We start from the raw sequence: 22,462 nt of genomic DNA, 5'->3' as shown, positions 1-22,462 counted from the left end.
CTCACGCACGCCAGGAACGGAGAACAACCCCATGTCCGACCGTCCCACCCCCACCACGTCTTCCTCACCCTCCCTCACCCCCACCCGACGCAGCCTCCTCGTCGGCGGGGCCGCCTCCCTCGCGGCCTTCGCCCTCGCGCCCACCGCCTCCGCGGGCGCCGCGACGCGCACCGGCTCGGCCCCGGCCTTCCTGCGGAACGGGCTGAACGCCCGGACGCGGACGCTCGACGCCGCGCTCGTGCGCACGTGGGCGGCCGACACGTGGCGCAGCCTCGTCGCGATGACCGACCCGAAGACCGGCCTGCCGGCCGACAACATCCCGGAGAGCCTTGCGGCCACGGACCGCTCGGGCTACACGTCCCCGACGAACATCGGCGGCTACCTGTGGTCGACGATCGCCGCACTCGAGCTCGGCATCATCGGTCGCGGCGAGGCGTCGGCCCGTCTCATCCGCACACTCAAGACGGTCGAGCGGATGGAGCACCACACCCCGAGCGGCATGTACTTCAACTGGTACGACGAGGCCACCGGGCAGGCGCTGCGCACGTGGCCGGGCTCGGGCGACACGGTGTACCGGTTCTGCTCGAGCGTCGACAACGGCTGGCTCGGCGCCGCGCTGCTCGTCGTCCAGCAGTCCGACGCCGCCGCGCGCCCCTGGGCCAAGCGGATCTTCGACCGGATGCGCTGGGACTCCTTCTACAACGACAACAGCGACCCGGCCCACCAGGTGCGCCCTGGTGGCCTGATCCACGGCGGCTTCTACCCGTACGAGGACGGCCGCCCCGGAGGCACCTACCGGGGCACCCACATCGGCGGCGACCCCGTCTGGCTCACGACGCACCACTACGACACCACCGTGTCGGAGACGCGCATCACGAGCTACCTCGGCATCATCACCGGCCAGATCCCGCCCAAGCAGTACTTCGCGATGTGGCGCACGTTCCCGGCCACCTGCGACTGGAGCTGGCACGAGATGCAGCCGGTGGGTGAGAACCGCACCTACTACGGCATCGACGTCTACGAGGGCGCCTACACCTACCGCGGGATGCACATCGTGCCCGGCTGGGGCGGCAGCATGTTCGAGGAGCTCATGCCCGACGTCTTCGTGCCGGAGGCGGACTGGGCGCCGAACAGCTGGGGCCGCAACCACCCGCTGCACGTGCGCGCCCAGCGCGAGCACGGCCTCGACGACGCCGGCTACGGGTACTGGGGTTTCAGCCCGTCGAGCGACCCGTTCGCCGGGTACCGCGAGTACGGCGTCGACGCCCTCGGCCTCAACCCCGACGGCTACTTCTCCGACAAGGAGCGGACGAACTACGACCCGGGCTTCGGTACGTGTCGCGCGGCGACGAACCCGAACCCGACGTACGGCGACGGGGTCGTGACGCCGCACGCCGGCTTCCTCGCGATGATGCACGAGCCGGACGAGGCGTTCACCAACCTGGCGAACCTGCGGGCCGACTTCGACTCCTACGGCCGCGGCGGGTTCTTCGACGCCGTCGCCGTGCGGTCGGGCACCGTGGCGCGCCGCTACCTCTCGCTCGACCAGGCGATGGTCATGGGCGTCGCCGGCAACGTGCTCGGCAATGGCGTCATCCGACGCGGCTTCTCGACGCCGGCCGTCGAGAAGCGCCTCCGCCCGGTCATCGGCGTCGAGGAGTTCGGCGCCGGGATCGCCTGAGCCGCAGAACCGCCCACCCCCTGGATCACCCCTGACGCGTCGGGAACAGCCCACCAGGCCCCGACGCCCCCTCCGTGGCCGCCCGCCCGCCTTGCCCCCTCTCCGCGGGCGGCCACGGAGCCCTCACCACTGCATGAAAGGCTTGACCGGTGCGACCCGAGACGAGCACGACCGACGACGGGGTCACCTACCGTGACCTCAACGGCAACGGCTGGATGGACCCCTACGAGGACCCACGGCTGCCGGTCGGCGAGCGCGTCGAGGACCTCCTCGGTCGCCTCTCGCTCGAGGAGAAGGTCGGTCTGATGTTCCAGACCGTCATCGAGGCCGGCACCGACGGGTCCGTGCTCGAGACGCCCGGCAACATCAGCAAGTCGCCGACCTCCGAGGTCGTGCTGAACAAGCACCTGAGCCACTTCAACGTCCACGCCCTCGACGACCCGCGCATGGCTGCGCGCTGGAGCAACGCCCTGCAGGCTCTCGCGGAGCAGACGCCGCACGGCATCCCGGTCACGATCTCGACCGACCCCCGCCACGCGTTCATCGAGAACGTCGGGGTGTCGTTCTCGGCCGGCGCGTTCTCGCAGTGGCCGGAGCCGCTCGGTCTCGCGGCCCTGCGCGACGCGGACCTCGTGCGCACCTTCGCCGACGTCGCCCGCCAGGAGTACGTGGCCGTCGGCATCCGCGCCGCGCTGCACCCGACGCTCGACCTCGCCACCGAGCCGCGATGGGCCCGTCAGGCCGGCACGTTCGGCCAGGACCCCGACCTCGTCACCGAGCTCGGCGTCGCCTACCTCAAGGGTTTCCAAGGGGACTCGCTCGGATCGGCGAGCGTCGCCTGCACGAGCAAGCACTTCCCGGGAGGCGGCCCGCAGAAGGACGGTGAGGACGCGCACTTCCCCTACGGCCGCGAGCAGGTCTATCCCGGTGGGCGGTTCGCCGACCACCTCAAGCCGTTCCCGCCGATCATCGAGGCCGGCACGGCCGGGATCATGCCCTACTACGGCATGCCGATCGAGCTCGAGATCGACGGCGAGGAGATCGAGCCGATCGGTTTCGGCTACAACAAGCAGGTCGTCACCGGGCTGCTGCGCGAGAAGCTCGGCTACGACGGCGTCGTCGTCACCGACTGGGAGCTCGTCAACGACAACCACGTCGGCGACCAGGTGCTGCCGGCCCGCGCGTGGGGCGTCGAGCACCTCGACCCGCACGGCCGGATGGAGCTCATCCTCGAGGCCGGCGCCGACCAGTTCGGCGGCGAGGAGTGCGTCGAGGTCCTCATCGACCTCGTCAAGGAGGGCCGGGTCACCGAGGAGCGCATCGACGCGTCCGCCCGCCGGATCCTCGCGGTGAAGTTCCTCCTCGGCCTCTTCGACGACCCGTACGTCGACGAGGACGCGGCCGCCGCGACCGTCGGGCGGCAGGACTTCCGTGACCTCGGCCGCGCGGTCCAGGCCCGCTCGGTCACGCTGCTGCAGAACGGCGCCCCCGCGGGGGCGCGTGCGGCCGGTTCGAGCGTCACGTGCGCCGACGCGACCCTGCCGCTCCGCGAGGGCCTCAACGTGTACGTCGAGAACGTCTCACCCGAGGCGGCGGCACGCCTCGGCACCGTCGTCGACCGGCCCGAGGACGCCGACGTCGCCGTCGTGCGCGTCACGGCGCCGTTCGACCCGCGCTCGGACCTGTTCCTCGAGTCGTGGTTCCACCAGGGCTCGCTCGACTTCCCGCCCGGCCTCGTGCACCGCCTCGGCCGGGTCGCCGCGGCGTGTCCGCTCGTCCTCGACGTCGTCCTCGACCGTCCGGCGGTGCTGACGCCGCTGCTGCCGATCGCGACGACGGTCGTCGGCAGCTACGGCACGAGCGACGACGCGCTCGTCGACGCCCTGACCGGCGTCGAGACGCCGCAGGGCCGGCTGCCCTTCGACCTGCCCCGCTCGATGGAGCAGGTGCGCCGGCACGGCGAGGACGTGCCGGGCTACGACGACCCGCTCTTCGCCTTCGGTCACGGCCTCGGCGCCTGAGCGGCGCCGGCCTCCGAGCCTTGGGTCCGGCTCAGCCGGTGTAGCCCTCAACGGTGCGCTCCGAGCGCACCTGTGCGCCCTCGGGGTCCTGGCCGGCCTCGCGCCGGGCACGGCGCTGGCGCAGCAGGTCCCAGCACTGGTCGAGCTCGACCTCGACGCTGCGCAGCCTGGCGTGCTCGTCGTCGACGCTGATCTCGCCCTTGCCGAGCGAGTCGCGCAGCGCGTGCTCCTCGTCGATGAGCGACTTGATGCGGCTCTGGATGGGGACGTCGTCAGCCATGGCTCAGTCTCGCACGCGTCTCGTGGTCACGCGCGAGTCCTCAGGTGCGGGCCGAGGCGACGACCTTGCCCGTGTCGGTGCGCACCTCGATGGCGCGGATCTGATCAGGGCTCAGCGCGGTCGCGCCGGTGACCTTCGAGTAGCCCGACGCCGTCGCGCGCCACGACGCGGCCGTCGTCGCCCTGCCCCTGCCGTCGATGACGTAGAGGAGCAGCGCGCCGGTCTTCGGCATGTCCTCGCAGTCGATGTCGACCTGAGTGCCCCACCCGCGGGTCACGAGGGCGACGTCGACCTTGACGGCCGACCCCGGTGCGGCCGCGACCGTGTAGTGCGTCGTCGGTGGCGTCGAGACGAACAGGCGCGGGCCGAGCAGCACGCCGCCCGCGAAGAGCATGACGGCGGCGGCCGCGGCGACGGCCGAGAACCACGTGCGGCGCCGCCGGCGACGCCGGGCCACCTCGGCGAGGAGGTCGGTGACGCGTCCGTCGTCGGACGGGGGCAGCGACGCGGAGGGAGCGTCGGCGGCCTCGGTGAGGTGCGGGCCGCCGTCGGGCCCGGCGAGGTCGAGCAGCCGCGGCAGGCCCGACACCTGGCCGAGCTCGGCCTGGCAGTCGCGGCACGCGCGCAGGTGCTCGGTGAAGGCGCGGTGGTCGTCGTCGGCCAGGCCACCGAGCACGTACGCACCGAGGAGCACGTGCACGTCGTCCGGGCCGGCGTTCATCGGGTCACTCCCATCTCGTCGAGGATCACGCGCAGGTTGCGCACGGCGTAGTAGGCCCGCGACTTGACGGTGCCCTCGGGCACCCCGGCGCGGATGGCGGTCTCGGCCACCGAGAGTCGTTCGTAGTACAGGTACCGGACGATGTCGCGATGGGCTGCCTGGAGGCGGCCGAGCGCCTCCTCGACGAGCACCTGGTCGAGCGCCCGGTCGAGGGCGGCGTCGTCGCCGGGGACGTCGACGAGCTGCGCCTGCTGGGGGCGTCGGGTCGCGGCGCGGTGCTGGTCGACGATGAGGTGGCGGGCCGTCGTGATGAGGTACGCGCGGAGGTTCTCGGCCTCCGGGGCCTGTCGCCAGACGCGGAGGATGACCTCCTGGACGATGTCGTCGACGCGGTTGGCGTCGTTCGTCGCCCGCCACACGACGCGCCGGAGCATCGGGCCGTGCTCCCGGTAGATCTCCGCGACGGCGTCGTCGTCGAGCGGCATGCGACCCTCACCTCCTTGCGTTCGTGCGTGCTCTCGTAGGCGAGGACGTCGCCGCCCGGCTCGCGGTTCACCCGCCGCCACACCCCGAACCGTCTCACGGCCACCTAGCGTGGGGGCATGGACAGCGCACCGGGGCCCGACGCGTCGGGCGTGCAGGTGCCCGACGCGTCCGACCCGCACCCCGTCACCGGGCAGCGCTTCCCGTCCCCGGTCCCGCCGGGCACCGGATGGCCCGGCGACCCCGCCGACGCATCGACGCCGGTGGCGCGCACCCCGGCGCAGGTGGTGCGGCTCGCGCGCTCCGCGGCGTCGGTGCCCGACCTCGACGCCCGGGTCAGCGTCTGCCGGGCGTGCCCGCGCCTCGTGCGGTGGCGCGAGTCGGTGGCCCGCACCGGGCGACGCGCGTCGTTCGCCGACCAGCCGTACTGGGGTCGGCCGGGTCCGTCGTTCGGCGACCCGGAGGCGCGGGTGCTCGTCGTGGGCCTGGCCCCGGCGGCCAACGGTACCAACCGGACCGGGCGCATGTTCACCGGTGACCGGTCGGGCGACTGGCTCTACGCCGCGCTGCACCGCGCCGGCTTCGCCAGCCAGCCGACGTCGGTGGCCGCGGGCGACGGGCTCGAGCTGACCGGCCTGCGCATCGTCGCCACGGTGCGCTGCGCCCCGCCCGAGAACAAGCCGACGACGCAGGAGAAGGCGACCTGCGCGCCGTGGCTCGACCGTGACCTCGAGCTGGCCGAGCCGTACGTCGAGTCACTCCTCGCGCTGGGCTCGATCGGGTGGGACGCCGCGATCGGCGCCGCCCGACGCCGCGGCTGGGCGGTGCCGCGCCCCAAGCCGCGCTTCGGCCACGGCGCCGAGGCGACGCTCGTCACCGCGTCGGGGCGTCCGGTGCGCCTCGTCGGCAGCTACCACGTCAGCCAGCAGAACACCTTCACCGGCAAGCTGACCGAGGCGATGCTCGACGAGGTCCTCGCCCGGCTGTGACCCGTGGCAGGATCGGCCGACGTGACCGAACCTCACGCCGCTCCGCCCGCTTCCGCAGCCGCCTTCCGCTCGGAGGTCGGTGAGGCCGACGCCGCGCTCGACCAGCGCCTCTCCGACGAGCTCGACGTCGTCAACGCGGCCGCGACCGTCGGCACGCCTGCCGCCCGCGAGCTGACGGTGCGCCTGCTCGACGCGTCGGGCGAGCTCGCCGCCGGCGTCAGCGGCTGGACGTGGGGCGTCGCCGCCGGCATCGGCATGACGTGGGTGCGCGACGACGCGCGCGGCCAGGGGCTGGGGGAGCGGCTGCTCGCCGACTTCGAGACCGAGGCACGGGCGCGCGGGTGCACGCACGTGTTCGTCACGTCGTTCACCTTCCAGGCGCCCGGGTTCTACGAGAAGCAGGGCTACCGCGAGATCTTCCGCTGGGAGGGCGTGCCGACCGCCGACTCCGACGACGTCCACTTCCGCAAGGAGCTCTGACCTCCGGTCCCGACGCGTCAGCCGTGGCCCTGGTTCGCGACGCGCCACCCGGCCGGGGGGCTGACGAAGCAGAGGCTCCACGGCTGGTCGCCGGCCTGCATCGACCCGTCACGGCTCTCGGTGCTCGTCATCCGGAACGGCACGCACTGCTCCTCCTCACCGCCCGCCTGCTCGGCGGTGAGGACCGTCGGACCCCCGAGGTCGCCGTAGGAGGTCATCGTCGGGGACGTGCACCAGGCGAAGAGCTCCTCGCGCACCGTCATGGCACGGGTGAAGCCGCAGTCCTGCCGGACCGCGGCATCGAGGTAGGCGGTCGCCGCGTCGTGGAGGGACGCGCCGGCGATCGGCAGCGGCCGCTGGGGAGGCTGCGGCTGCGATGACCGGTAGGCCCAGATGCCGCCCACCCCCGCGGCGACCACGACCAACGCCGCCACCAGCACCATCCGAACCCGCTGCCGAACCCCTGTCATGTCCCGCATGGTGACAGCCCGCAGCCCGCCTTGGTGCCGATGACGCTGCGGAACGGATCCTGACATCGGGGCGAACCGGTCACGGTCAGACGGTGTTCGCGAGACGCTGGCGGGCATGGAGACCATCAGCATCCCCTGCCCGACGAAAGGGTGCGGCGGTGTCGTCACGGTGACCGCCGAGCCCGTCCACGGCGGGACCGCGTGGCGCATCGACCGTCCGGACGGCGAGCCCGCCGTGGCCTGCACCAACGCGTGCGTCGCGCCGGCCGACCTCGAGCTTCCGGTGCTCCGCGAGCTGCAGGCCGGATAGTCGATCGAACCCACCCATCAGCCTGGAGGCGGCGACGCCCCGCAGGGGTGGAGGTCGACGAGGTGCAGGCGCAGGGTGCCGCCGGTCGGGGCGGGATAGGTGCGCCCGAGGCGGGGTGTCGGCCGCGGACGTGGTCCGGGACGGGTGTCTGGGGCGTGCCGGTCGGTGCCCGCGGCGGGGACGGCGGAGAGCGACATAGGGAGCGGTGGTTCGTTCGAATGCTCGGGCTCGGGGTGGTCGCGGTCCGCAGCCGCGGGGACGAATGGTGGCTCGGGGTGTTGCGATTGTGGTCCGATGGGCCAGCCTTGTCGGGTTTGGAACCGGAGCCCGGCATCTCTGGTGGGGTCGCCGGTGATGGTGTACTCGCCGCGGTGGTGGCTGTCGTGGTGGAAGGTGCACAGGCACAGCAGGTTGTCCAGGTCGGTCAGCCCGCCCTCGCGCCAGTGCACGCGGTGGTGGACCTCGAGGTAGTCGGCGGAGGTGACCGGGCAGCCGGGGAAGCGGCAGCCGCGGTCCCGGTCGAGGACGAGGATGCGGGTGCGGTGCGGGACGACGCGGTGGGTGCGCCCGACGTTGACCGGGTGTCCCTCGGTCTCCCACACGGGGACCAGGGTGCCGTCGCAGGTCAGGCCGTCGACGACGTGCCGGGGCAGGCGCGGGCTGCCGGTGAGCCAGCCGCCGTTGGTGTCGAGGTGGACCTGGACCCGGTACCGGGCCCGCCGCGCCGACCCGCCACGCCCTGAACCGCCGCTGCCGGAGCCCGTACCTGAGGCGGGCGTGGTGCCCGCGAGGTCGAGGGAGCGGGTCGCGAGCAGCACGAGGGCGTCGGCCCAGGTGATGCGGCGCGGGCCGGGTGTGGTGGCGGGGTCGGCGTACGGGTCCTGCCGGTGCTGGTCGTCGTCGCCCTCGGACGTGTGGGTGGTGTCGGTGACGGTGTGGAACAGGTGGTCCTTCGCCTCGGCCAACGCCGCGCGGACGAGCTCACCCACCTCGGCGGGCGCGTCGTACCGCAGCCGGAACCGCCCGTCCGCGTCGACGCCCATGCTCAGCGACGCCGGCTCGACCGGTGCCGGCGGGCGCGCCGGCGTCGCCTCTTCGTCGCCGTCCTCGCCGCCGGTCACGTCGGCGGTCACGTCGGCGGTCACCTCGGCGGTCACCTCGGCGGGTAGCAGCCGGCCCTCCTCGTCGAAGGTCCGCGGCTCGAGGGTGAAGTCGTACCGCGCCACCGAGCGCTGCAGCTGCGGCACCGTCGCGTACTGGGCGAACGCCGCCACCGTCGCATCGAACGCCGCCGGGGCGTGCCGGGCCACGACGGCGGCCTGGTCCAGGCTGATCCGCCCCTCCCGCAGCGCCGCCGCCGTCTGCGGCAGCTCACCGGCCCGGCGGGCCGTCAGCACCACCGCCGCGGCGTGCCCCCGTGACAAACCCGCGCGGACCACGAGCCAGTGCTCCGGCGAGCGGATCCCGGCCGCCTGCCACGACCCCTCAGAAAGTGCCACCGCGACGGCGTCGACCAGCCGTCCGTGCGCGTCGTGCAGGTCGGCAGCCAGGGACGCGACGAGGTCCCAGTCCTGCTCGATCACTGCCTGCGACATGCCCTTATCGTACAGGTGTTCGAACAACAGGGAAAGGCTTGTCCACACCCAATTCGCTTGGACCACAGTCCGTTTCGACCAAACAGAGGCTCCCGAGAAGGCTCGACCTCGCGGAACCCACTGTTGCGCGGGCCTGCGTCGGTGAGGATGGGGGATGGCCAGGACCCGGTTCCCCGAACCCGCGAGTACGCCCGACCTGCGCGGCCTGCTCCTCGACTATCTCGACTTCTACCGCGACGTCGTCATCGGCAGGCTCGAGGGCCTCGGTACCGACACGTTGCAGGACAGCCTCGTCCCCTCCGGGTGGACAGCGGCGGGCCTGCTCAACCACCTCGCCAATGTCGAGCGTCGTTGGATGGTCTGGGGTTTCGAGGCGGTCGACCTTCCCGACCCCTGGCGCGATGCCGCGGGAACCGAAGCCGGTGCGGGCTGGGTGTCCCCGCCGCTCGAGGTGGAGGGGCTGGCCACCCGGGTCCGACGGGCAGGCGCCGACACCCGACGCGTCGCCGAGGCGCACCAGCTGACCGACCGTGCCGCCGTCGGTGGGCGCTTCACCGACGCCGAGTCCGCGCCACAGCTTCAGTGGGTCCTGCTGCACCTCGTCCAGGAGTACGCGCGGCACGCCGGCCACCTCGACATCTGGCGCGAACTCCACGACGGCGCGAGGGGCGAGGTCGACCCCGTGGCGGTCGACCCGTCCGACGCGTCCGACGAGGAATCGGGGCCGCTGCTCGGGTTACCGTGAGGACATGTCCGGTCAGCCGTACTGGGAGAGCGCCGTCGAGCGGCAGATCCGCGAGGCCCAGGAGCGGGGCGACTTCGACAACCTGCCCGGCGCCGGCAAGCCGCTCGACCTGCGCGACTCCGGCGACCCCGACTGGTGGGTCAAGCGGTTCGCGCAGCGCGAGAACCTCGACCTCGGCGGGGCCCTGCCCGGTGCGCTGGCCCTGCGCAAGGAGGCGGCCGGCTACCCGCAGGCCCTCGCCGACGTCCGCACCGAGGCGCAGGTGCGCGAGATCGTCGAGGACTTCAACAAGCGCGTCCTCGCCGATCGGCTCCGCCCGGCCGTCGGCAACCTGCCGCCGTTGCTGGCCCGGACGCTCGACGTCGACGAGATGGTTGCCGCCTGGCGGGTGCTGCGCGACGAGCGCGAGGAGCAGCTGCGTGCCGCCCGCGAGGAGCGTGAGGCGGCCGCCGAGGCTGCCAGGCAGCCGGCCCGGTCGTGGTGGTCGCGCCTGCTCGGCCGCGGCTGAACCGCGCGCTGCTCGCGAGAAGTCTGGGTGTCGGCTGGGATTCACCCGATAGAGGTCGCAACGGCCCATGCGTGCTCCCGTGGGGATACCTTCGAGCGTCCGTGAACTCCCGCCCCCAGAGGTGATCCCGTATGAGGCGTCCCAGCACCCTTCCCGGTCGACGCGTCGGGCTCGTCGTCGGAGCCGTCGGCTCCGTCGTCGGAGCACTTGTCGTCGGCTCCGCCGCCCCCTCCGTCGCACACGACGGCAGCCCGGCGCACACCGGTCAGCCCGACCGCACGCTGACCCCCCGCACCCAGTTCGTCATGGCGCCCGACGGCTCGAGCGGCGCGAAGGTCGGCGGCGAGGCCATCCCCAACATCGACTCGGTCAAGAAGACGATCTACGCGTACTACGGCGACCCCGGCACCGGCATCGCGAACAAGACGTCCTCGCCGTACATCAGCGAGCTCGGCCGCATCACCTCGCGCCTCGACGCCGACCTCGCCCACGCCTACGCGAAGTCCGTGCGGGCCGGCCACAAGCCGGCCATCGTCCTCGACGCCGACGACACGACGTTGTGGACCTACGACATGGAGGTCGCGGACATGAAGTTCGTCTTCAACCCGGGGCGCCAGGACTACTGGGTGCAGAACCGCCTCTTCCCGGCCACGCCGTCGATGGTCTCGTTCGTCAACAAGGCCGAGGCGATGGGCTTCACGATCTTCGGGCTCACCGGGCGCAACAACGGCCAGAAGGACGCGACGCTGCAGAACCTCGCCGACGTCGGGTACCACGGCTTCACCGCCGACCGGTACTTCACGAAGTGGCGCTCGAGCGACCCGGTCCCGGCCTACATGGCCGGCAAGTGCGTCAACATGGCCGCCTGCACGACCGTCGAGTACAAGGCCAACACGCGTCGCCACATCGAGAAGGACCTCGGCTACGACATCGTCCTCAACCTCGGTGACCAGTGGAGCGACCTGCAGGGCGGCTCCGCCGACCGCTGGGTCAAGCTGCCGAACCCGACGTACTACCTGCCCTCGCCCGACCTCGCCGGGATGAACGAGCCGAAGCTCGCACCGCGCACGCACTTCACGATGAAGCCCGACGGCTCGAGCGGCCTCACCGAGAGCGGCGAGGGGATCCCCAACATCGACTCGGTCAAGAAGACGATCTACACCTACTACGGCGACCCCGGCACCGGCATCGCGAACAAGACCTCGTCGCCGTACATCAGCGAGCTCAAGGCCCTCGAGGCGCGCCAGCAGCAGCGGCTCGTCGCCGCGTGCAAGCAGGGCGCGGCCCGCGGCACCAAGCCGGCCGTCGTGCTCGATGCCGACGACACGACGCTGTGGACCTACGACATGGAGGTCGCGGACATGAAGTTCGTCTTCAACCCGACCCGCCAGGACTACTGGGTGCAGAACAAGCTGTTCCCGGCGACGCCGGGCATGCCTGCGCTCGTCGCGGCGGCCTCCGACGCCGGCTGCGCGATCGTCGGCCTGACCGGTCGCAACACCGGCCAGAAGGCGGCGACCCTCGCCAACCTCCACGAGCAGGGCTACCCGCAGTTCACCGACGCGCTCTACTTCACGAAGTGGAAGTCGGGCGAGCAGCCGCCGTCGTACATGCAGGGCAAGTGCGTCGCCTACCCGACGTGCACGACCATCGAGTACAAGTCGGCGACCCGGGCGCACGTCGAGGACGACCTCGGCTACGACGTCGTCGCCAACCTCGGCGACCAGTTCAGTGACCTCAAGGGCGGCCACGCCGACCACGCCGTCAAGGTGCCGAACCCGACGTACTACCTGCCCTGATCATCGACGGGGCGGCCGGTGTGACGTCCAGCGACGTTCACAGCTGCCGGCTGCTGAGCACGGAAGTGCGGTCGATCTTGAGTCGACCGCCCTCCTGCACCAGCGTGAAGGCGGTGCGCTCGACGTACGTGCGCCCGTCCTTGTAGTCGTAGCGCAGCGTGGCCACGGCCGAGGACGGGGCCGACGCGTCGACGGCGCTGACGCGGACCCGGTCGATCGCGTCCCAGAAGCGGTCGTAGGTCGCGCGGTTCCCGGAGGTCGTCGTGCGGTAGCGCGGCGTCAGCAGCGCCCAGCCGGCGGCGGTGTCGGCGGGCAGCGCGGAGTAGTAGTCCCGGACCGCCGCCGCCAACCGGGAGGCGGTCGGCGGCCCGGGCGCCGCCGTGCTCGCGGGTGGACGCGTCGGGGCGGGGCCGGACGTGCTCGCGGACGCGGTGGGGCTCGGCGCGGTCGACGTCGGCGGTGACGAGGTCCGGGTCGGCGTCGAGGGCGACACCGACGGTGAGGACGCCGGGGACGACGCGCGTGCGTCGGGTGCGCCGACTCCCGAGGGCGTCTCGCGGGTGAGCATCACGACGGCGACGACGAGGGCTGCCACGAGCCCGGCGGCCACGAGCAGCAGCAGGGCCGGTCGTCGGCCACGCCGCTCGTCCGTGGGCTCGGGCGACACCTCGCGTGACGCATCGGGCGACGTGTCGAGGCGCGACGGGCCGTTCCCCGGCCGGGGCGCGACGGGCAGGACGGCCGTGTGGCCCGACCGGCCGTCCTCGCGCGCGGGAAGGTCGGACGCGCCAGGCGCGTCCGCAGGGTCGGGTGCGTCCGCAGCGTCGGCGCTGTTCATCGCGCCCGCGCCGGCAGGGGGCAGGACCGCGGTCTCCCTCGCGCCGTGCGTGCCGTTCGCGACTGCGGCCAGCGCGTCGGCGGCCTCCGCCGTGGACGGCCGCGCGTCTGGATCGGCGGCGAGCAGGCGCACGAGCACGTCCTCGAGGGGGCCGGCGCGGCGCGGAGGCTCGATGCGGCCCGAGGCCACCTGGTGCAGCAGGGCCATCGGGTTGTCGCTGACGCCGAAGGGCGGCGTGCCCTCGACGGCGGCGTAGAGCGTCGCGCCCAGGGCGAAGACGTCGGCGGCCGGCGTCGAGGCGCCGCCGCGGGCCACCTCGGGTGCGAGGTAGGCCGGCGTGCCGGTCAGCAGTCCGGTCGCGGTGAGCGAGGCGTCGCCGCGTGCACGGGAGATCCCGAAGTCGGTGAGCAGCGGCGTCCCGGTGGTGGTGATGAGGATGTTGCCGGGCTTGACGTCACGGTGCACGATGCCGGCGGCGTGCGCGGCCGCCAGGGCGCCGGCGATCCCGGCCCCGATGCGGGCCGCCTCGCGCGGGTCGAGCGGGCCGTCGGCGGCGAGGATCTCGTGCAGGCTGCGGGAGGGCAGGTACTGCATGACGAGGCAGGGCGACCCCTCGTGGTCGACGACGTCGTAGACCGGCACGGCGTTGGGGTGGTGCAGGCTGGCCGTGATCCGCGCCTCGCGCATGGCCCGCTCGTGGGCCACCTGCACGTCGGCGTCGGGCAGACCGACGGGGGCGTGCAGCCGCTTCAGGGCGACGGCGCGGTTGAGACGCTCGTCCCAGGCGAGCCACACCTGGCCCATGCCGCCGGACCCGATGCGGTCGAGCAGGCGGTAGCGCCCCTTCACGACCTCTTGCGCGTGGCTCACTGCTGACAGTCCTCCCGTCGACCAGAGGAACCTACCCGGAGCGGCCGCGCCGCACACAGGCGGGCCGATCGGTGGAGCGGGGTCAGCCCTCCTCGTGCCCGACGAGCGGGACGAGGTCGGCCACCGAGTCGACGACGCGGCTGGGGCGGTAGGGGAAGCGCTCGATCTGGTGCTGCTGCGTCGAGCCGGTGAGCACGAGCACGGTGCGCAGGCCGGCCTCGAGGCCGCTGATGATGTCGGTGTCCATGCGGTCGCCGACCATGACCGTGGTCTCGCTGTGGGCCTCGATGCGGTTGAGCGCGCTGCGCATCATGAGCGGGTTCGGCTTGCCGACGTAGTACGGCTGGCGGCCGGTGGCGGTGGAGATGAGGGCGGCGACCGAACCGGTGGCGGGCAGCTTGCCCTGCGCGCTCGGCCCGCTCGGGTCGGGGTTGGTGGCGATGAAGCGGGCACCGTTGTCGATGAGGCGGATCGCGCGCGTGATGGCCTCGAAGGAGTAGGTGCGCGTCTCGCCTAGCACGACGTAGTCGGGGTCGCGGTCGGTCATGACGAAGCCGACGTCGTGCATCGCGGTGAGCAGCCCGGCCTCGCCGACGACGTACGCGCTGCCGCCGCCGCGCTGGTCGGCCAGGAACTGCGCCGTGGCCAGGGCGGAGGTCCAGATCGCGCGCTCCGGCACCTCGATCCCGCTGAGCCGCAGGCGAGCCGCGAGGTCACGCGGGGTGAAGATCGAGTTGTTCGTCAGGACGAGGAACTGCTTGCCCGACGCCTCGAGCGCGGCGATGAACTCGGCGGCGCCGGGGATCGCGTCCTCCTCGTGCACGAGGACGCCGTCCATGTCGGTGAGCCAGGTGTCGACGGGCCGGTGATCGGTCATGGCCCCCATTGTGGGGGTCAGCCGGCTGACGCGGCGGCCGCGGCCGCGGACCGGCGCGCGATGGCGAGGTCGACGCGGTCGGCGGTGAGGACGTGCTGGATGACCATCGTCGCGGCGCCGATGACGGCGGCCTGGACTCCCGTGGAGGCGACGACGATCTGCAGCCCGCCCGTGGCGAGCGGCAGCGACCGCCCGTAGACGACCTCGCGGACGCCGGCGATGAGGCTCTCACCCGCCTGCACGAGCGACCCGCCGATGACGATGACCTCGGGGTTGAGGAGGCTGACGCACGTGGCGAGCACCTCGCCGATGGTGCGCCCGGCCTGGCGGACGGCGTGCGCGGTGGGCACGTTGCCGCCACGGACCAGCGCGACGATGTCGGCGTTGCTCTCGGCGGAGATGCCGATCTCCCTGAGCGACTTGGAGATCGCCGGTCCGCTGGCCACGGCCTCGAGGCACCCCAGGTTGCCGCACGAGCACAGCACCTCGGGGGCGTGCGGCGCCGCGACGTGCCCGAGGTCGCCGGCCGCGCCGACGGCCCCGCGGTGCAGGCGGCCGCCGCTGATGATGCCGGCACCGATGCCGGTGGCGACCTTGACGAAGAGGAGGTGCTCGACGTCGGGGTGGGCCGTGGCGTGCTCGCCGAGGGCCATGATGTTGACGTCGTTGTCGACGAGGACGGGCACGTCGAAGGACCGGCGCACGCGGGACGGCACGTCGTAGCCGTCCCACCCGGGCATGATCGGTGGGCGCATCGGTCGGCCGGTCGAGTGCTCGACGGGGCCGGGCAGGCCGATGCCGATGCCGACGAGGTCGGACGCGTCGCGCCCGGTGTCGTCGAGGAGGCGGCGGGTCGTGGCGACGAGCCAGTCGAGGACGACCTCGGGCCCGTCGGTGATGTCGAGCTCCTCGCCGATCTCGCGGATCGGCCTGCCGCTCAGGTCGGTCAGCGCCACGCGTCCGTGCGTCGCGCCGATGTCGGCGCCGATGACGACGCGCGCCTCGGGGTTGAACGCGAAGCGCGCCGGAGGTCGCCCCCCGGTGCTCGCGGCCTCGCCGCTCGGGGCGAGCAGGCCGGTGGCGAGCAGCGCGTCGACGCGGGCGCCGACCGTGGACCGGGCCAGGCCGGTCAGCTTGGCCAGCTCGGCGCGCGTGCGGGGCGTCTCGTCGCGCAGCAGCTGCAGCAGCTCGCCCGCGCCGCTGGCGGCGAGGACGGGGGGCGACGACGACTCCGGATGACGCACTGTTGAAGTCAAGCACACGCAGCTTTCACACGCCATCCATCCGGCTTTCGTGTCACCCTCGCAAAACTTTTGCTTGACGGTCCGACAAAAGTGGTCCACGGTGTGACCCATGGAATCTCGACGGCGAGATGGAGCCGACGCCCCGCTGCTGCGGATGACCGGCGTGGTCAAGCGCTTCCCCGGGGTCGTGGCCCTCGGTGGCGTCGACCTCGACGTGCGGCCCGGTGAGGTGCACTGCCTCCTCGGCCAGAACGGCGCCGGCAAGAGCACGCTCATCAAGGTGCTCGCCGGTGTCCACGAGCCCGACGAGGGCACCATCGAGTGGGACGGCGAGACCGTGACGCTGCACCACCCCCAGGCGGCCATGGACCTCGGCGTCGCGACGATGTACCAGGAGCTCGACCTCGTCGAGGGCCTCACCGTCGCCGAGAACATCTACCTCGGGCACGAGCCGACCCGCTTCGGGTTCTCGCAGCGCGCCGCCGCCCGCCGCGGCGCCGCCGAGCTGCTCGCCCGCCTCGGCCACCGCGAGATCTCGCCCTCGACCGAGGTCGGCACCCTCTCGGCCGCGTCGTGCCAGATCGTCAGCATGGCCCGCGCCCTGTCGCGCGACGCGCGCCTCATCATCATGGACGAGCCGTCCGCCGTGCTCGACGCGGGCGAGGTCGAGCAGCTCTTCGCGGTCATCCGCGAGGTCACCGCCCAGGGCGTCGCCGTCGTCTACATCTCCCACCGCCTCGAGGAGATCCGCGAGATCGGCGACCGGGTCACGGTCCTCAAGGACGGCCGCACCGTCGCCACCGGTCTCGACGCCGAGGACACCGGGACCCAGGAGCTGATCCGGCTCATGACCGGCCGCTCCATCGAGTACGTCTTCCCCGACAAGCCGCCGGTCGCCGACGCCGAGCCCGTGCTCCGCGTCGAGGGGCTCTCCCGCGCGGGCGAGTTCGCCGACGTGACCTTCGAGGTCCGGCCCGGCGAGGTCGTGGGCCTCGCGGGCCTCGTCGGCTCCGGCCGGTCCGAGATCGTCGAGACGATCTTCGGCGCGCGCCGCGCCACGAGCGGCCGGGTCCTCGTGGACGGCAAGGCGGTTCGGGCCGGCTCGGTGTCCGCCGCCGTCGCCGCCGGCATCGGCCTGTGCCCCGAGGAGCGCAAGAGCCAGGCACTCGTCCTCGGGGCGAGCCTCGCCTCGAACATCAGCCTCGCCACGCTCGCGCGGTTCTCCCGGGCCGGCCTGCTCGACGGCGACGCCGAGGTGGCCGCGGCCGAGGAGCTCATGGAGTCCCTCGACGTCCGGCCGCGCGGCGTCCACCGTGAGTCGCGCACGCTGTCGGGCGGCAACCAGCAGAAGGTCGTCCTCGCCCGGTGGCTGCTCCGCGGCTGCCGCGTCCTACTCCTCGACGAGCCGACCCGCGGCGTCGACGTCGGCGCCCGCTCCGAGATCTACGCGCTCGTGCGGCGCCTCACCGAGCAGGGCGTCGCCGTCGTCGTCGTCAGCAGCGAGATCCCCGAGGTGCTCGGGCTGTCCAACCGGGTGCTGGTCCTCGCCGACCGCACCGTCCGCCACGAGGGACCGGCCGCCGAGCTCGACGAGCACGCCGTCCTCGACATCATCCTGAAGGGAGACGCGGCATGAGCGCCGACGTCACGAAGGCCGACCAGACGCCGGGGGCGCCCGGGTCCGAGGCGGGCCCGGAGGAGCCGAAGGGGGGCCCCGCTGTCGGCGGCGCGCCGTCGCGGTCGGGTGGGGGCCTGGCCGGCCTGCTCTCCGGGCCTGCCGGTCGCAACGCGGGGCTCGTCCTCGCCCTCCTGCTGCTCGTCGTCGTCGGCGTCGTCACCGCCGGCGACCGGTTCGCCAGCCCCGAGAACGCGCTGACGATCCTGCGGCTCGGCTCGGTCATCGGCGTCGTCAGCGTCGGCATGACCTTCGTCATCTCCGGCGGCGGCATCGACCTGTCGGTGGGTGCGATCGTGGCTCTGTCGTCGGTGTGGGCCACCACCGTCGCCACCCAGACCATGGCGGCGAACACCCACTGGATCATCATGGTCTTCGCAGCCCTCGCCGTCGGAGCCGGGTGCGGTCTCGTCAACGGCGTGCTCGTGGCCTACGGGCGGATAGCGCCCTTCATCGTCACCCTCGCCATGCTGGCCGCCGCGCGCGGGCTCGCCGAGCTCATCGCCAAGCGGCGGACCCAGATCGTGCGCGAGCGCGGGTTCGTCGAGTTCTTCGGCGGCAGCGTCCTCGGCGTGCCGGTCCTCGTCATCATGTTCGCCGTCGTCTCCGTCATCGGCTGGATCCTGCTCAACCGCACGACCTTCGGACGCCGCACCCTGGCCATCGGCGGCAACGCCGAGGCCGCCCGCCTCGCCGGCATCCGCGTCCAGCGCCACACGATGTACCTCTACATCCTGCTCGGGGTCGCGTGCGGCATCGCGGCAGTCATGCTCATGGCCCGCACCACCACGGGCACCTCGACCCACGGCCAGCTCTACGAGCTGGACGCCATCGCGGCCGTCGTCATCGGCGGCACGCTCCTGTCCGGCGGCCGCGGCACCATCGTCGGCACCATCCTCGGCGTCCTCATCTTCACGACGCTGGGCAACGTGTTCACCCTGAACAACGTCGACACCTCCACGCAGGCGGTGGCCAAGGGGGCCATCATCATCGCCGCCGTCCTGCTCCAGCAGCGGGTCTCCCGCACCAGGTCGACCTAGCGCCAGCCACGTCGACGGATCCCGCCCGGTCTCGCCGGCCGGGCGGATCGCACCGCACCGCAGGGGAACCCAGCACCACAACCCCCGGGGCCACCGGGTCGCACGGCAACTCACACCTTCAACACTGCTCACATAGGAGTCAGCGTGTCCGCATCACCTCGCACCACCAAGCGCGTCGCCGCCGCGGCGATCGCCATGAGCGCCGCCCTCGTCGCCGCCGGCTGCACGAGCAACGACCCGGCCACGACGGCGGCGGCCTCGACCCAGCAGGCCGGTGGCAACGCCGCGAGCGACAACGATGCCCCGGGCAAGAAGGTCGTCATCGGCTTCTCCGGCCCCGCGGCCGACCACGGCTGGCTCGCGGCCGTCAACAGCTCGGCGCTCGCCGAGGCGAAGAAGTACAGCGACGTCGAGCTCAAGGCCGCCGAGGGCACCAACGACGCCAGCGCCCAGATCGCCCAGATCGAGACCTTCATCAACGACAAGGTCGACGCCATCGTGCTGCTGCCGACCGACGGCGCCGCCCTCACCGAGATCGCCACCAAGGCGATGCAAGCCGGCATCCCGGTCATCAACGTCGACCGTGAGTTCTCCAGCCCGTTCGCCGCCCGTGCGACGGTCCTCGGCGACAACTACGGCATGGGTGTCTCGGCCGGCACGTACGCCTGCAAGCTCGTCAAGGACAAGAACCTGTCCAACCCGGTCATCGCCGAGATCGCCGGCATCGACGCCCTGCCGCTGACGCAGGACCGCAGCAAGGGCTTCGCCGACGCCCTCAAGGCCTGCAACCAGACGGTCGACAACCGGGTCGCTGCCGAGTTCACCGTCGAGTCCGGAAACCGCCAGGCCACCAACCTGATCCAGGCCGCGCCGAAGATCGACATCCTCTGGAACCACGACGACGACCAGGGTGTCGGCGTCATGGCGGCCTTCGACCAGGCCAACCGCCACGAGATGGCCTTCATCGGCGGTGCCGGCTCGGCCAACGCGATGCGGTGGATCAAGGAGGGCAAGATGGAGGCCACGGTCATCTACCCGCCGACCCAGGCCGCCGACGGCATCAAGCTCGCGCGTCTCATCGCCCAGAACAAGGGTCTGAGCGACCTCGTCCAGGTCGAGGTGCCCACCCGCGTCGTCCTCAACGCGCCGGTCGTCACCAAGGAGAACGTCGACCAGTACCTGCCGCTCGGTTTCGAGTCCTGACCGGCCGGGGCCCGCGCCGTACCCACCGAGTGCGGCGCGGGCGCCCGTCCCCGGCTCTCACCCGGCCGCCCCGGCAGCGCACCACCACCGACACATCTTTCGTCGGAGATTGAGGACGTCATGACGACCGCACCAAAGCCCGCCCTCGGGGTGGGGATGATCGGCTACGCCTTCATGGGCCGCGCCCACTCGCAGGCCTGGCGCAACGCCCGCAGCTACTTCGACGTCCCGGTCGAGCCGCGCCTCGTCGCCGTGGCCGGCCGCAACGCCTCGGCCGCGCGCGACACGGCCGACCGGTTCGGCTGGGCCGACGTCGAGACCGACTGGCGGCGGCTGCTCGAGCGCGACGACATCCACGTCATCGACATCTGCACGCCCGGCGACACGCACGCCGAGATCGCGCTCGCCGCGCTCGAGGCGGGCAAGCACGTCCTCTGCGAGAAGCCGCTCGCCAACAGCGTCGAGGAGGCGGAGGCCATGGCCGCGGCCGCCGAGGCGGCCCGGGCCCGGGGCGTGCGCTCCATGGTCGGGTTCACCTACCGACGCGTCCCGGCCGTCGCGTACGGGCGCCAGCTCGTCGCCGAGGGACGCATCGGGCGGGTGCTGCACGTGCGTGGCGTCTACCTGCAGGACTGGCTCACCGACCCCGAGTCGCCGCTGACGTGGCGCCTCCAGAAGGACCGCGCCGGGTCCGGGGCGCTCGGTGACATCGGCGCCCACATCGTCGACCTCGCCCAGCACGTCACGGGAGAGACGCTGACGGGGGTGTCGGCGCTGACCGAGACCTTCGTGCGCGAGCGGCCGGTGTCGGACGCGTCGGCCGTCGGCACGAGCGGCATCTCAGGCGCGGCCGGCTCCAACGGGAGCGTCACGATGGGACCGGTCACCGTCGACGACGCTGCGGTCTTCGTGTCGCGGATGTCGGGGGGAGCGCTCGCCACGTTCGAGGCGACCCGGTTCGCCACGGGGCGCAAGAACGCGATCCGCTTGGAGATCAACGGAACCCGCGGGTCGATCGCGTTCGACTTCGAGGACATGAACGTGCTGCACGTCTTCGACAACGACGCCCCGACGCGTGACGCGGGCTTCACCCGGGTGCTCGTCACCGAGGCCGACCACCCGTGGGTGGCCGCCTGGTGGCCGCCCGGCCACGTGCTCGGCTACGAGCACGGCTTCACCCACCAGGCGGTGGACTTCCTCACCGCCGTCGCCGCGGGCGCCGACCCGCGGCCCTCGTTCACCGACGGGCTCCAGGTGCAGCGGATCCTGTCGGCCGTCGAGACGAGTGCGGAGCGGGAGGGGTCCTGGACCCCGATCGTCGGGGCCCGCACGGCGTCTCCCGTCCTCACCTGACTCACGGGGGTCATCGCGCTTCACCGTCCTGAAAGGAGTCCCGGTCGCAGCCCCCGCACCACCGTCTCTGTCACACCCCGAAGGAGCACCCTCACATGCACGACAACGACGTCAAGCCGCTGAAGCTCGCCCAGGGCCTCGGGCTCAACCGCCGCCAGTTCATGGCGGCCTCCACGGGAATGGCCGCCGCGGCGGCCCTGACGGCGGCCTCGGTCGGCACCGCCCACGCAGCGCCCACCGGCAACGCCAACGGAGTCCTCATCCCGCAGTCCAAGCGCGGCATCATCCTCTACACCGTCCGCGACGCCATCTCGCGCGACCCCGCCACCTCGCCGTACGCGTCCGGCTTCAAGGCCGTCATCGAGGAGCTGGGCCGCATCGGCTACACCCAGATCGAGTTCGCCGGCTACAGCCAGCACGTGAACGCCCCCGGTGGCAACGTCAACAACCCCGACGGTGCCAAGCTGCTGCGAACGTGGCTCGACGACAACGGGATCGAGGCCGAGGGCAACCACGGCACCGTCCCGGCGACCATCACCGACGCCACGCTCGCGAGCTTCGACGCGATGTGCGAGACCGCCAACATCCTCGGCATGACGCACATCGGCACCGGCAACGACCCGACGAGCAGCGGCGTCGTCGCCGACTGGGACGCCGCGGCCGCCCGCTGGAACACCCTCGGAGAGCGGGCCCTGAAGAAGCACGGGCTCAAGCTCTACACGCACAACCACGACATCGCCTACAGCTTCCTGCTCGACAGCGGGCCGCTCGACGCCCTCGGCCGCCCGACGCGCTCGTCCGGCGTCCGGCGCCTCGAGTACTTCCTGGCCAACACCGACCCGAAGTACGTCTTCCTCGAGATGGACATCTACTGGGCGCACGTCGCGCAGTTCAAGCACCGGAGCTACACGGCGCCCGACGGCTCGACGGTGACCTCGGTGTTCGACCCGGCCGCCGTCGTCGAGGCCCAGACGAAGCGCTTCCCGCTCTTCCACGCCAAGGACGGCAAGTACGACCCGACGCAGAGCGCCGGCTACGTCATGGCCCCGTTCGGCCAGGGCGACATCGACTACTCGACGTTCCTGCGCCGGGTCGGCTCCAAGGGCTGGCACAACCCGATGTGGGAGCAGGACACCGCTCCCGGAGGCGCGGCCAACCCGGGCCAGTCGCTCGAGTTCGCCAAGGTCAGCTACGACAACATGGCTGCCCTCCGCGGCTGATGGCGTCGGACGCCGGCCCCCGGAGCAGCTCCGCGTCGATGCAGCGACGCGTGCTTCCGG

Annotated in this window: 21 protein-coding genes; 13 read left to right on the top strand and 8 right to left on the bottom strand. The window is 72.4% G+C overall.

Going from position 1 to position 22,462, the window contains the following annotated elements:
- Positions 1-31 precede the first annotated feature (31 nt).
- Positions 32-1,681, top strand: coding sequence for a glucoamylase family protein (locus AC3A5R_RS22170; RefSeq protein WP_487622946.1), 1,650 nt, complete (start codon positions 32-34; stop codon positions 1,679-1,681).
- Positions 1,682-1,830: 149 nt separating this feature from the next.
- Entirely contained in the window at positions 1,831-3,702 is a 1,872-nt protein-coding gene (locus tag AC3A5R_RS22165; RefSeq protein WP_487622945.1) for a glycoside hydrolase family 3 protein, read from the top strand.
- Between the two features lie 31 nt (positions 3,703-3,733).
- On the opposite strand, the gene AC3A5R_RS22160 is transcribed toward AC3A5R_RS22165, so the two are convergent.
- The 3 genes from AC3A5R_RS22160 to AC3A5R_RS22150 are packed head-to-tail and all read right to left on the bottom strand — an operon-like array spanning position 3,734 to position 5,188.
- Positions 3,734-3,982, bottom strand: a complete 249-nt coding sequence (locus AC3A5R_RS22160) for a DUF2630 family protein (protein WP_487622944.1) — start codon at positions 3,980-3,982, stop codon at positions 3,734-3,736.
- Positions 3,983-4,022: 40 nt separating this feature from the next.
- The gene (locus tag AC3A5R_RS22155; protein WP_487622943.1) at positions 4,023-4,703 is read right to left on the bottom strand and encodes a zf-HC2 domain-containing protein; all 681 of its coding nucleotides are present in this window, start codon (positions 4,701-4,703) and stop codon (positions 4,023-4,025) included.
- Positions 4,700-5,188 (bottom strand): sigma-70 family RNA polymerase sigma factor, encoded by a 489-nt coding sequence (locus tag AC3A5R_RS22150; RefSeq protein WP_487622942.1) that lies wholly within the window; start codon positions 5,186-5,188, stop codon positions 4,700-4,702. Before AC3A5R_RS22150 ends, AC3A5R_RS22155 begins: the two co-directional genes overlap by 4 nt.
- Before the next feature lie 117 nt (positions 5,189-5,305).
- Here AC3A5R_RS22150 and AC3A5R_RS22145 point away from each other — a divergent pair, with 117 nt between their 5' ends.
- Positions 5,306-6,175: a uracil-DNA glycosylase gene (locus tag AC3A5R_RS22145; protein WP_487622941.1), complete on the top strand. Its 870-nt coding sequence runs from the start codon at positions 5,306-5,308 to the stop codon at positions 6,173-6,175.
- A 21-nt stretch (positions 6,176-6,196) separates the two neighbouring features.
- Entirely contained in the window at positions 6,197-6,655 is a 459-nt protein-coding gene (locus AC3A5R_RS22140) for a GNAT family N-acetyltransferase (RefSeq protein ID WP_487622940.1), read from the top strand.
- A 17-nt stretch (positions 6,656-6,672) separates the two neighbouring features.
- Here AC3A5R_RS22140 and AC3A5R_RS22135 read toward each other — a convergent pair whose 3' ends face one another.
- Positions 6,673-7,125 carry a hypothetical protein gene (locus AC3A5R_RS22135; RefSeq protein ID WP_487622939.1) on the bottom strand — a complete coding sequence of 151 codons (453 nt, stop codon included), beginning with the start codon at positions 7,123-7,125 and terminating at the stop codon, positions 6,673-6,675.
- 115 nt (positions 7,126-7,240) lie between these two features.
- On the opposite strand from AC3A5R_RS22135, the gene AC3A5R_RS22130 reads away from it, so the two are divergent.
- Positions 7,241-7,435 (top strand): hypothetical protein, encoded by a 195-nt coding sequence (locus AC3A5R_RS22130; RefSeq protein ID WP_487622938.1) that lies wholly within the window; start codon positions 7,241-7,243, stop codon positions 7,433-7,435.
- A 17-nt stretch (positions 7,436-7,452) separates the two neighbouring features.
- On the opposite strand, the gene AC3A5R_RS22125 is transcribed toward AC3A5R_RS22130, so the two are convergent.
- Positions 7,453-9,030, bottom strand: coding sequence for an HNH endonuclease signature motif containing protein (locus AC3A5R_RS22125; RefSeq protein ID WP_487622937.1), 1,578 nt, complete (start codon positions 9,028-9,030; stop codon positions 7,453-7,455).
- Positions 9,031-9,184: 154 nt separating this feature from the next.
- Here AC3A5R_RS22125 and AC3A5R_RS22120 point away from each other — a divergent pair, with 154 nt between their 5' ends.
- The 3 genes from AC3A5R_RS22120 (at position 9,185) to AC3A5R_RS22110 (ending at position 12,082) form a co-directional block, all read left to right on the top strand.
- On the top strand, positions 9,185-9,775 hold the full coding sequence (locus AC3A5R_RS22120) for a mycothiol transferase (RefSeq protein WP_487622936.1): 591 nt from the start codon (positions 9,185-9,187) through the stop codon (positions 9,773-9,775).
- A 4-nt stretch (positions 9,776-9,779) separates the two neighbouring features.
- Positions 9,780-10,283, top strand: coding sequence for a DnaJ family domain-containing protein (locus tag AC3A5R_RS22115; protein WP_487622935.1), 504 nt, complete (start codon positions 9,780-9,782; stop codon positions 10,281-10,283).
- A gap of 131 nt (positions 10,284-10,414) precedes the next feature.
- Positions 10,415-12,082: an HAD family acid phosphatase gene (locus AC3A5R_RS22110; RefSeq protein ID WP_487622934.1), complete on the top strand. Its 1,668-nt coding sequence runs from the start codon at positions 10,415-10,417 to the stop codon at positions 12,080-12,082.
- A 37-nt stretch (positions 12,083-12,119) separates the two neighbouring features.
- Here the strand turns inward: AC3A5R_RS22110 and AC3A5R_RS22105 are convergent, their stop codons facing one another.
- The 3 genes from AC3A5R_RS22105 to AC3A5R_RS22095 all read right to left on the bottom strand — a co-directional run bounded on the left by AC3A5R_RS22105 (position 12,120) and on the right by AC3A5R_RS22095 (position 15,947).
- A complete protein-coding gene (locus tag AC3A5R_RS22105) occupies positions 12,120-13,790 on the bottom strand; it encodes a serine/threonine-protein kinase (RefSeq protein WP_487622933.1) in 1,671 nt (556 codons plus the stop codon).
- Between the two features lie 82 nt (positions 13,791-13,872).
- Positions 13,873-14,676 (bottom strand): HAD-IIA family hydrolase, encoded by an 804-nt coding sequence (locus tag AC3A5R_RS22100; protein WP_487622932.1) that lies wholly within the window; start codon positions 14,674-14,676, stop codon positions 13,873-13,875.
- 8 nt (positions 14,677-14,684) lie between these two features.
- Positions 14,685-15,947 carry an ROK family protein gene (locus AC3A5R_RS22095; protein WP_487622931.1) on the bottom strand — a complete coding sequence of 421 codons (1,263 nt, stop codon included), beginning with the start codon at positions 15,945-15,947 and terminating at the stop codon, positions 14,685-14,687.
- Positions 15,948-16,020: 73 nt separating this feature from the next.
- On the opposite strand from AC3A5R_RS22095, the gene AC3A5R_RS22090 reads away from it, so the two are divergent.
- The 5 genes from AC3A5R_RS22090 (at position 16,021) to AC3A5R_RS22070 (ending at position 22,402) form a co-directional block, all read left to right on the top strand.
- Positions 16,021-17,547: a sugar ABC transporter ATP-binding protein gene (locus AC3A5R_RS22090; RefSeq protein WP_487622930.1), complete on the top strand. Its 1,527-nt coding sequence runs from the start codon at positions 16,021-16,023 to the stop codon at positions 17,545-17,547.
- Positions 17,544-18,626, top strand: a complete 1,083-nt coding sequence (locus AC3A5R_RS22085; protein WP_487622929.1) for an ABC transporter permease — start codon at positions 17,544-17,546, stop codon at positions 18,624-18,626. The genes AC3A5R_RS22090 and AC3A5R_RS22085 overlap by 4 nt, the downstream gene beginning before the upstream one ends.
- Positions 18,627-18,770: 144 nt before the next feature.
- Positions 18,771-19,829 carry a substrate-binding domain-containing protein gene (locus tag AC3A5R_RS22080; protein ID WP_487622928.1) on the top strand — a complete coding sequence of 353 codons (1,059 nt, stop codon included), beginning with the start codon at positions 18,771-18,773 and terminating at the stop codon, positions 19,827-19,829.
- Positions 19,830-19,949: 120 nt separating this feature from the next.
- Complete coding sequence (locus tag AC3A5R_RS22075; protein ID WP_487622927.1) at positions 19,950-21,182, top strand: Gfo/Idh/MocA family protein; 1,233 nt, start codon at positions 19,950-19,952, stop codon at positions 21,180-21,182.
- A 95-nt stretch (positions 21,183-21,277) separates the two neighbouring features.
- A complete protein-coding gene (locus AC3A5R_RS22070; protein WP_487622926.1) occupies positions 21,278-22,402 on the top strand; it encodes a sugar phosphate isomerase/epimerase family protein in 1,125 nt (374 codons plus the stop codon).
- Positions 22,403-22,462 lie beyond the last annotated feature (60 nt).

It is taken from the genome of Intrasporangium sp. Soil_C_50, from assembly GCF_057656595.1.
The sequence above is the reverse complement of the archived record's forward strand: the minus strand, read 5'-3'. Positions and strand labels throughout refer to the sequence as shown.

Excerpts from the sequence above, each read along its gene's own strand:
- AC3A5R_RS22170 (WP_487622946.1), top strand. The coding sequence starts at position 32 with ATGTCCGACCGTCCCACCCCCACCACGTCTTCCTCACCCTCCCTCACC.
- AC3A5R_RS22160 (WP_487622944.1), bottom strand. The coding sequence starts at position 3,982 with ATGGCTGACGACGTCCCCATCCAGAGCCGCATCAAGTCGCTCATCGAC.
- AC3A5R_RS22155 (WP_487622943.1), bottom strand. The coding sequence starts at position 4,703 with ATGAACGCCGGCCCGGACGACGTGCACGTGCTCCTCGGTGCGTACGTG.
- AC3A5R_RS22150 (WP_487622942.1), bottom strand. The coding sequence starts at position 5,188 with ATGCCGCTCGACGACGACGCCGTCGCGGAGATCTACCGGGAGCACGGC.
- AC3A5R_RS22145 (WP_487622941.1), top strand. The coding sequence starts at position 5,306 with ATGGACAGCGCACCGGGGCCCGACGCGTCGGGCGTGCAGGTGCCCGAC.
- AC3A5R_RS22135 (WP_487622939.1), bottom strand. The coding sequence starts at position 7,125 with ATGACAGGGGTTCGGCAGCGGGTTCGGATGGTGCTGGTGGCGGCGTTG.
- AC3A5R_RS22130 (WP_487622938.1), top strand. The coding sequence starts at position 7,241 with ATGGAGACCATCAGCATCCCCTGCCCGACGAAAGGGTGCGGCGGTGTC.
- AC3A5R_RS22125 (WP_487622937.1), bottom strand. The coding sequence starts at position 9,030 with ATGTCGCAGGCAGTGATCGAGCAGGACTGGGACCTCGTCGCGTCCCTG.
- AC3A5R_RS22120 (WP_487622936.1), top strand. The coding sequence starts at position 9,185 with ATGGCCAGGACCCGGTTCCCCGAACCCGCGAGTACGCCCGACCTGCGC.
- AC3A5R_RS22115 (WP_487622935.1), top strand. The coding sequence starts at position 9,780 with ATGTCCGGTCAGCCGTACTGGGAGAGCGCCGTCGAGCGGCAGATCCGC.
- AC3A5R_RS22110 (WP_487622934.1), top strand. The coding sequence starts at position 10,415 with ATGAGGCGTCCCAGCACCCTTCCCGGTCGACGCGTCGGGCTCGTCGTC.
- AC3A5R_RS22100 (WP_487622932.1), bottom strand. The coding sequence starts at position 14,676 with ATGGGGGCCATGACCGATCACCGGCCCGTCGACACCTGGCTCACCGAC.
- AC3A5R_RS22095 (WP_487622931.1), bottom strand. The coding sequence starts at position 15,947 with ATGGCGTGTGAAAGCTGCGTGTGCTTGACTTCAACAGTGCGTCATCCG.
- AC3A5R_RS22090 (WP_487622930.1), top strand. The coding sequence starts at position 16,021 with ATGGAATCTCGACGGCGAGATGGAGCCGACGCCCCGCTGCTGCGGATG.
- AC3A5R_RS22085 (WP_487622929.1), top strand. The coding sequence starts at position 17,544 with ATGAGCGCCGACGTCACGAAGGCCGACCAGACGCCGGGGGCGCCCGGG.
- AC3A5R_RS22075 (WP_487622927.1), top strand. The coding sequence starts at position 19,950 with ATGACGACCGCACCAAAGCCCGCCCTCGGGGTGGGGATGATCGGCTAC.
- AC3A5R_RS22070 (WP_487622926.1), top strand. The coding sequence starts at position 21,278 with ATGCACGACAACGACGTCAAGCCGCTGAAGCTCGCCCAGGGCCTCGGG.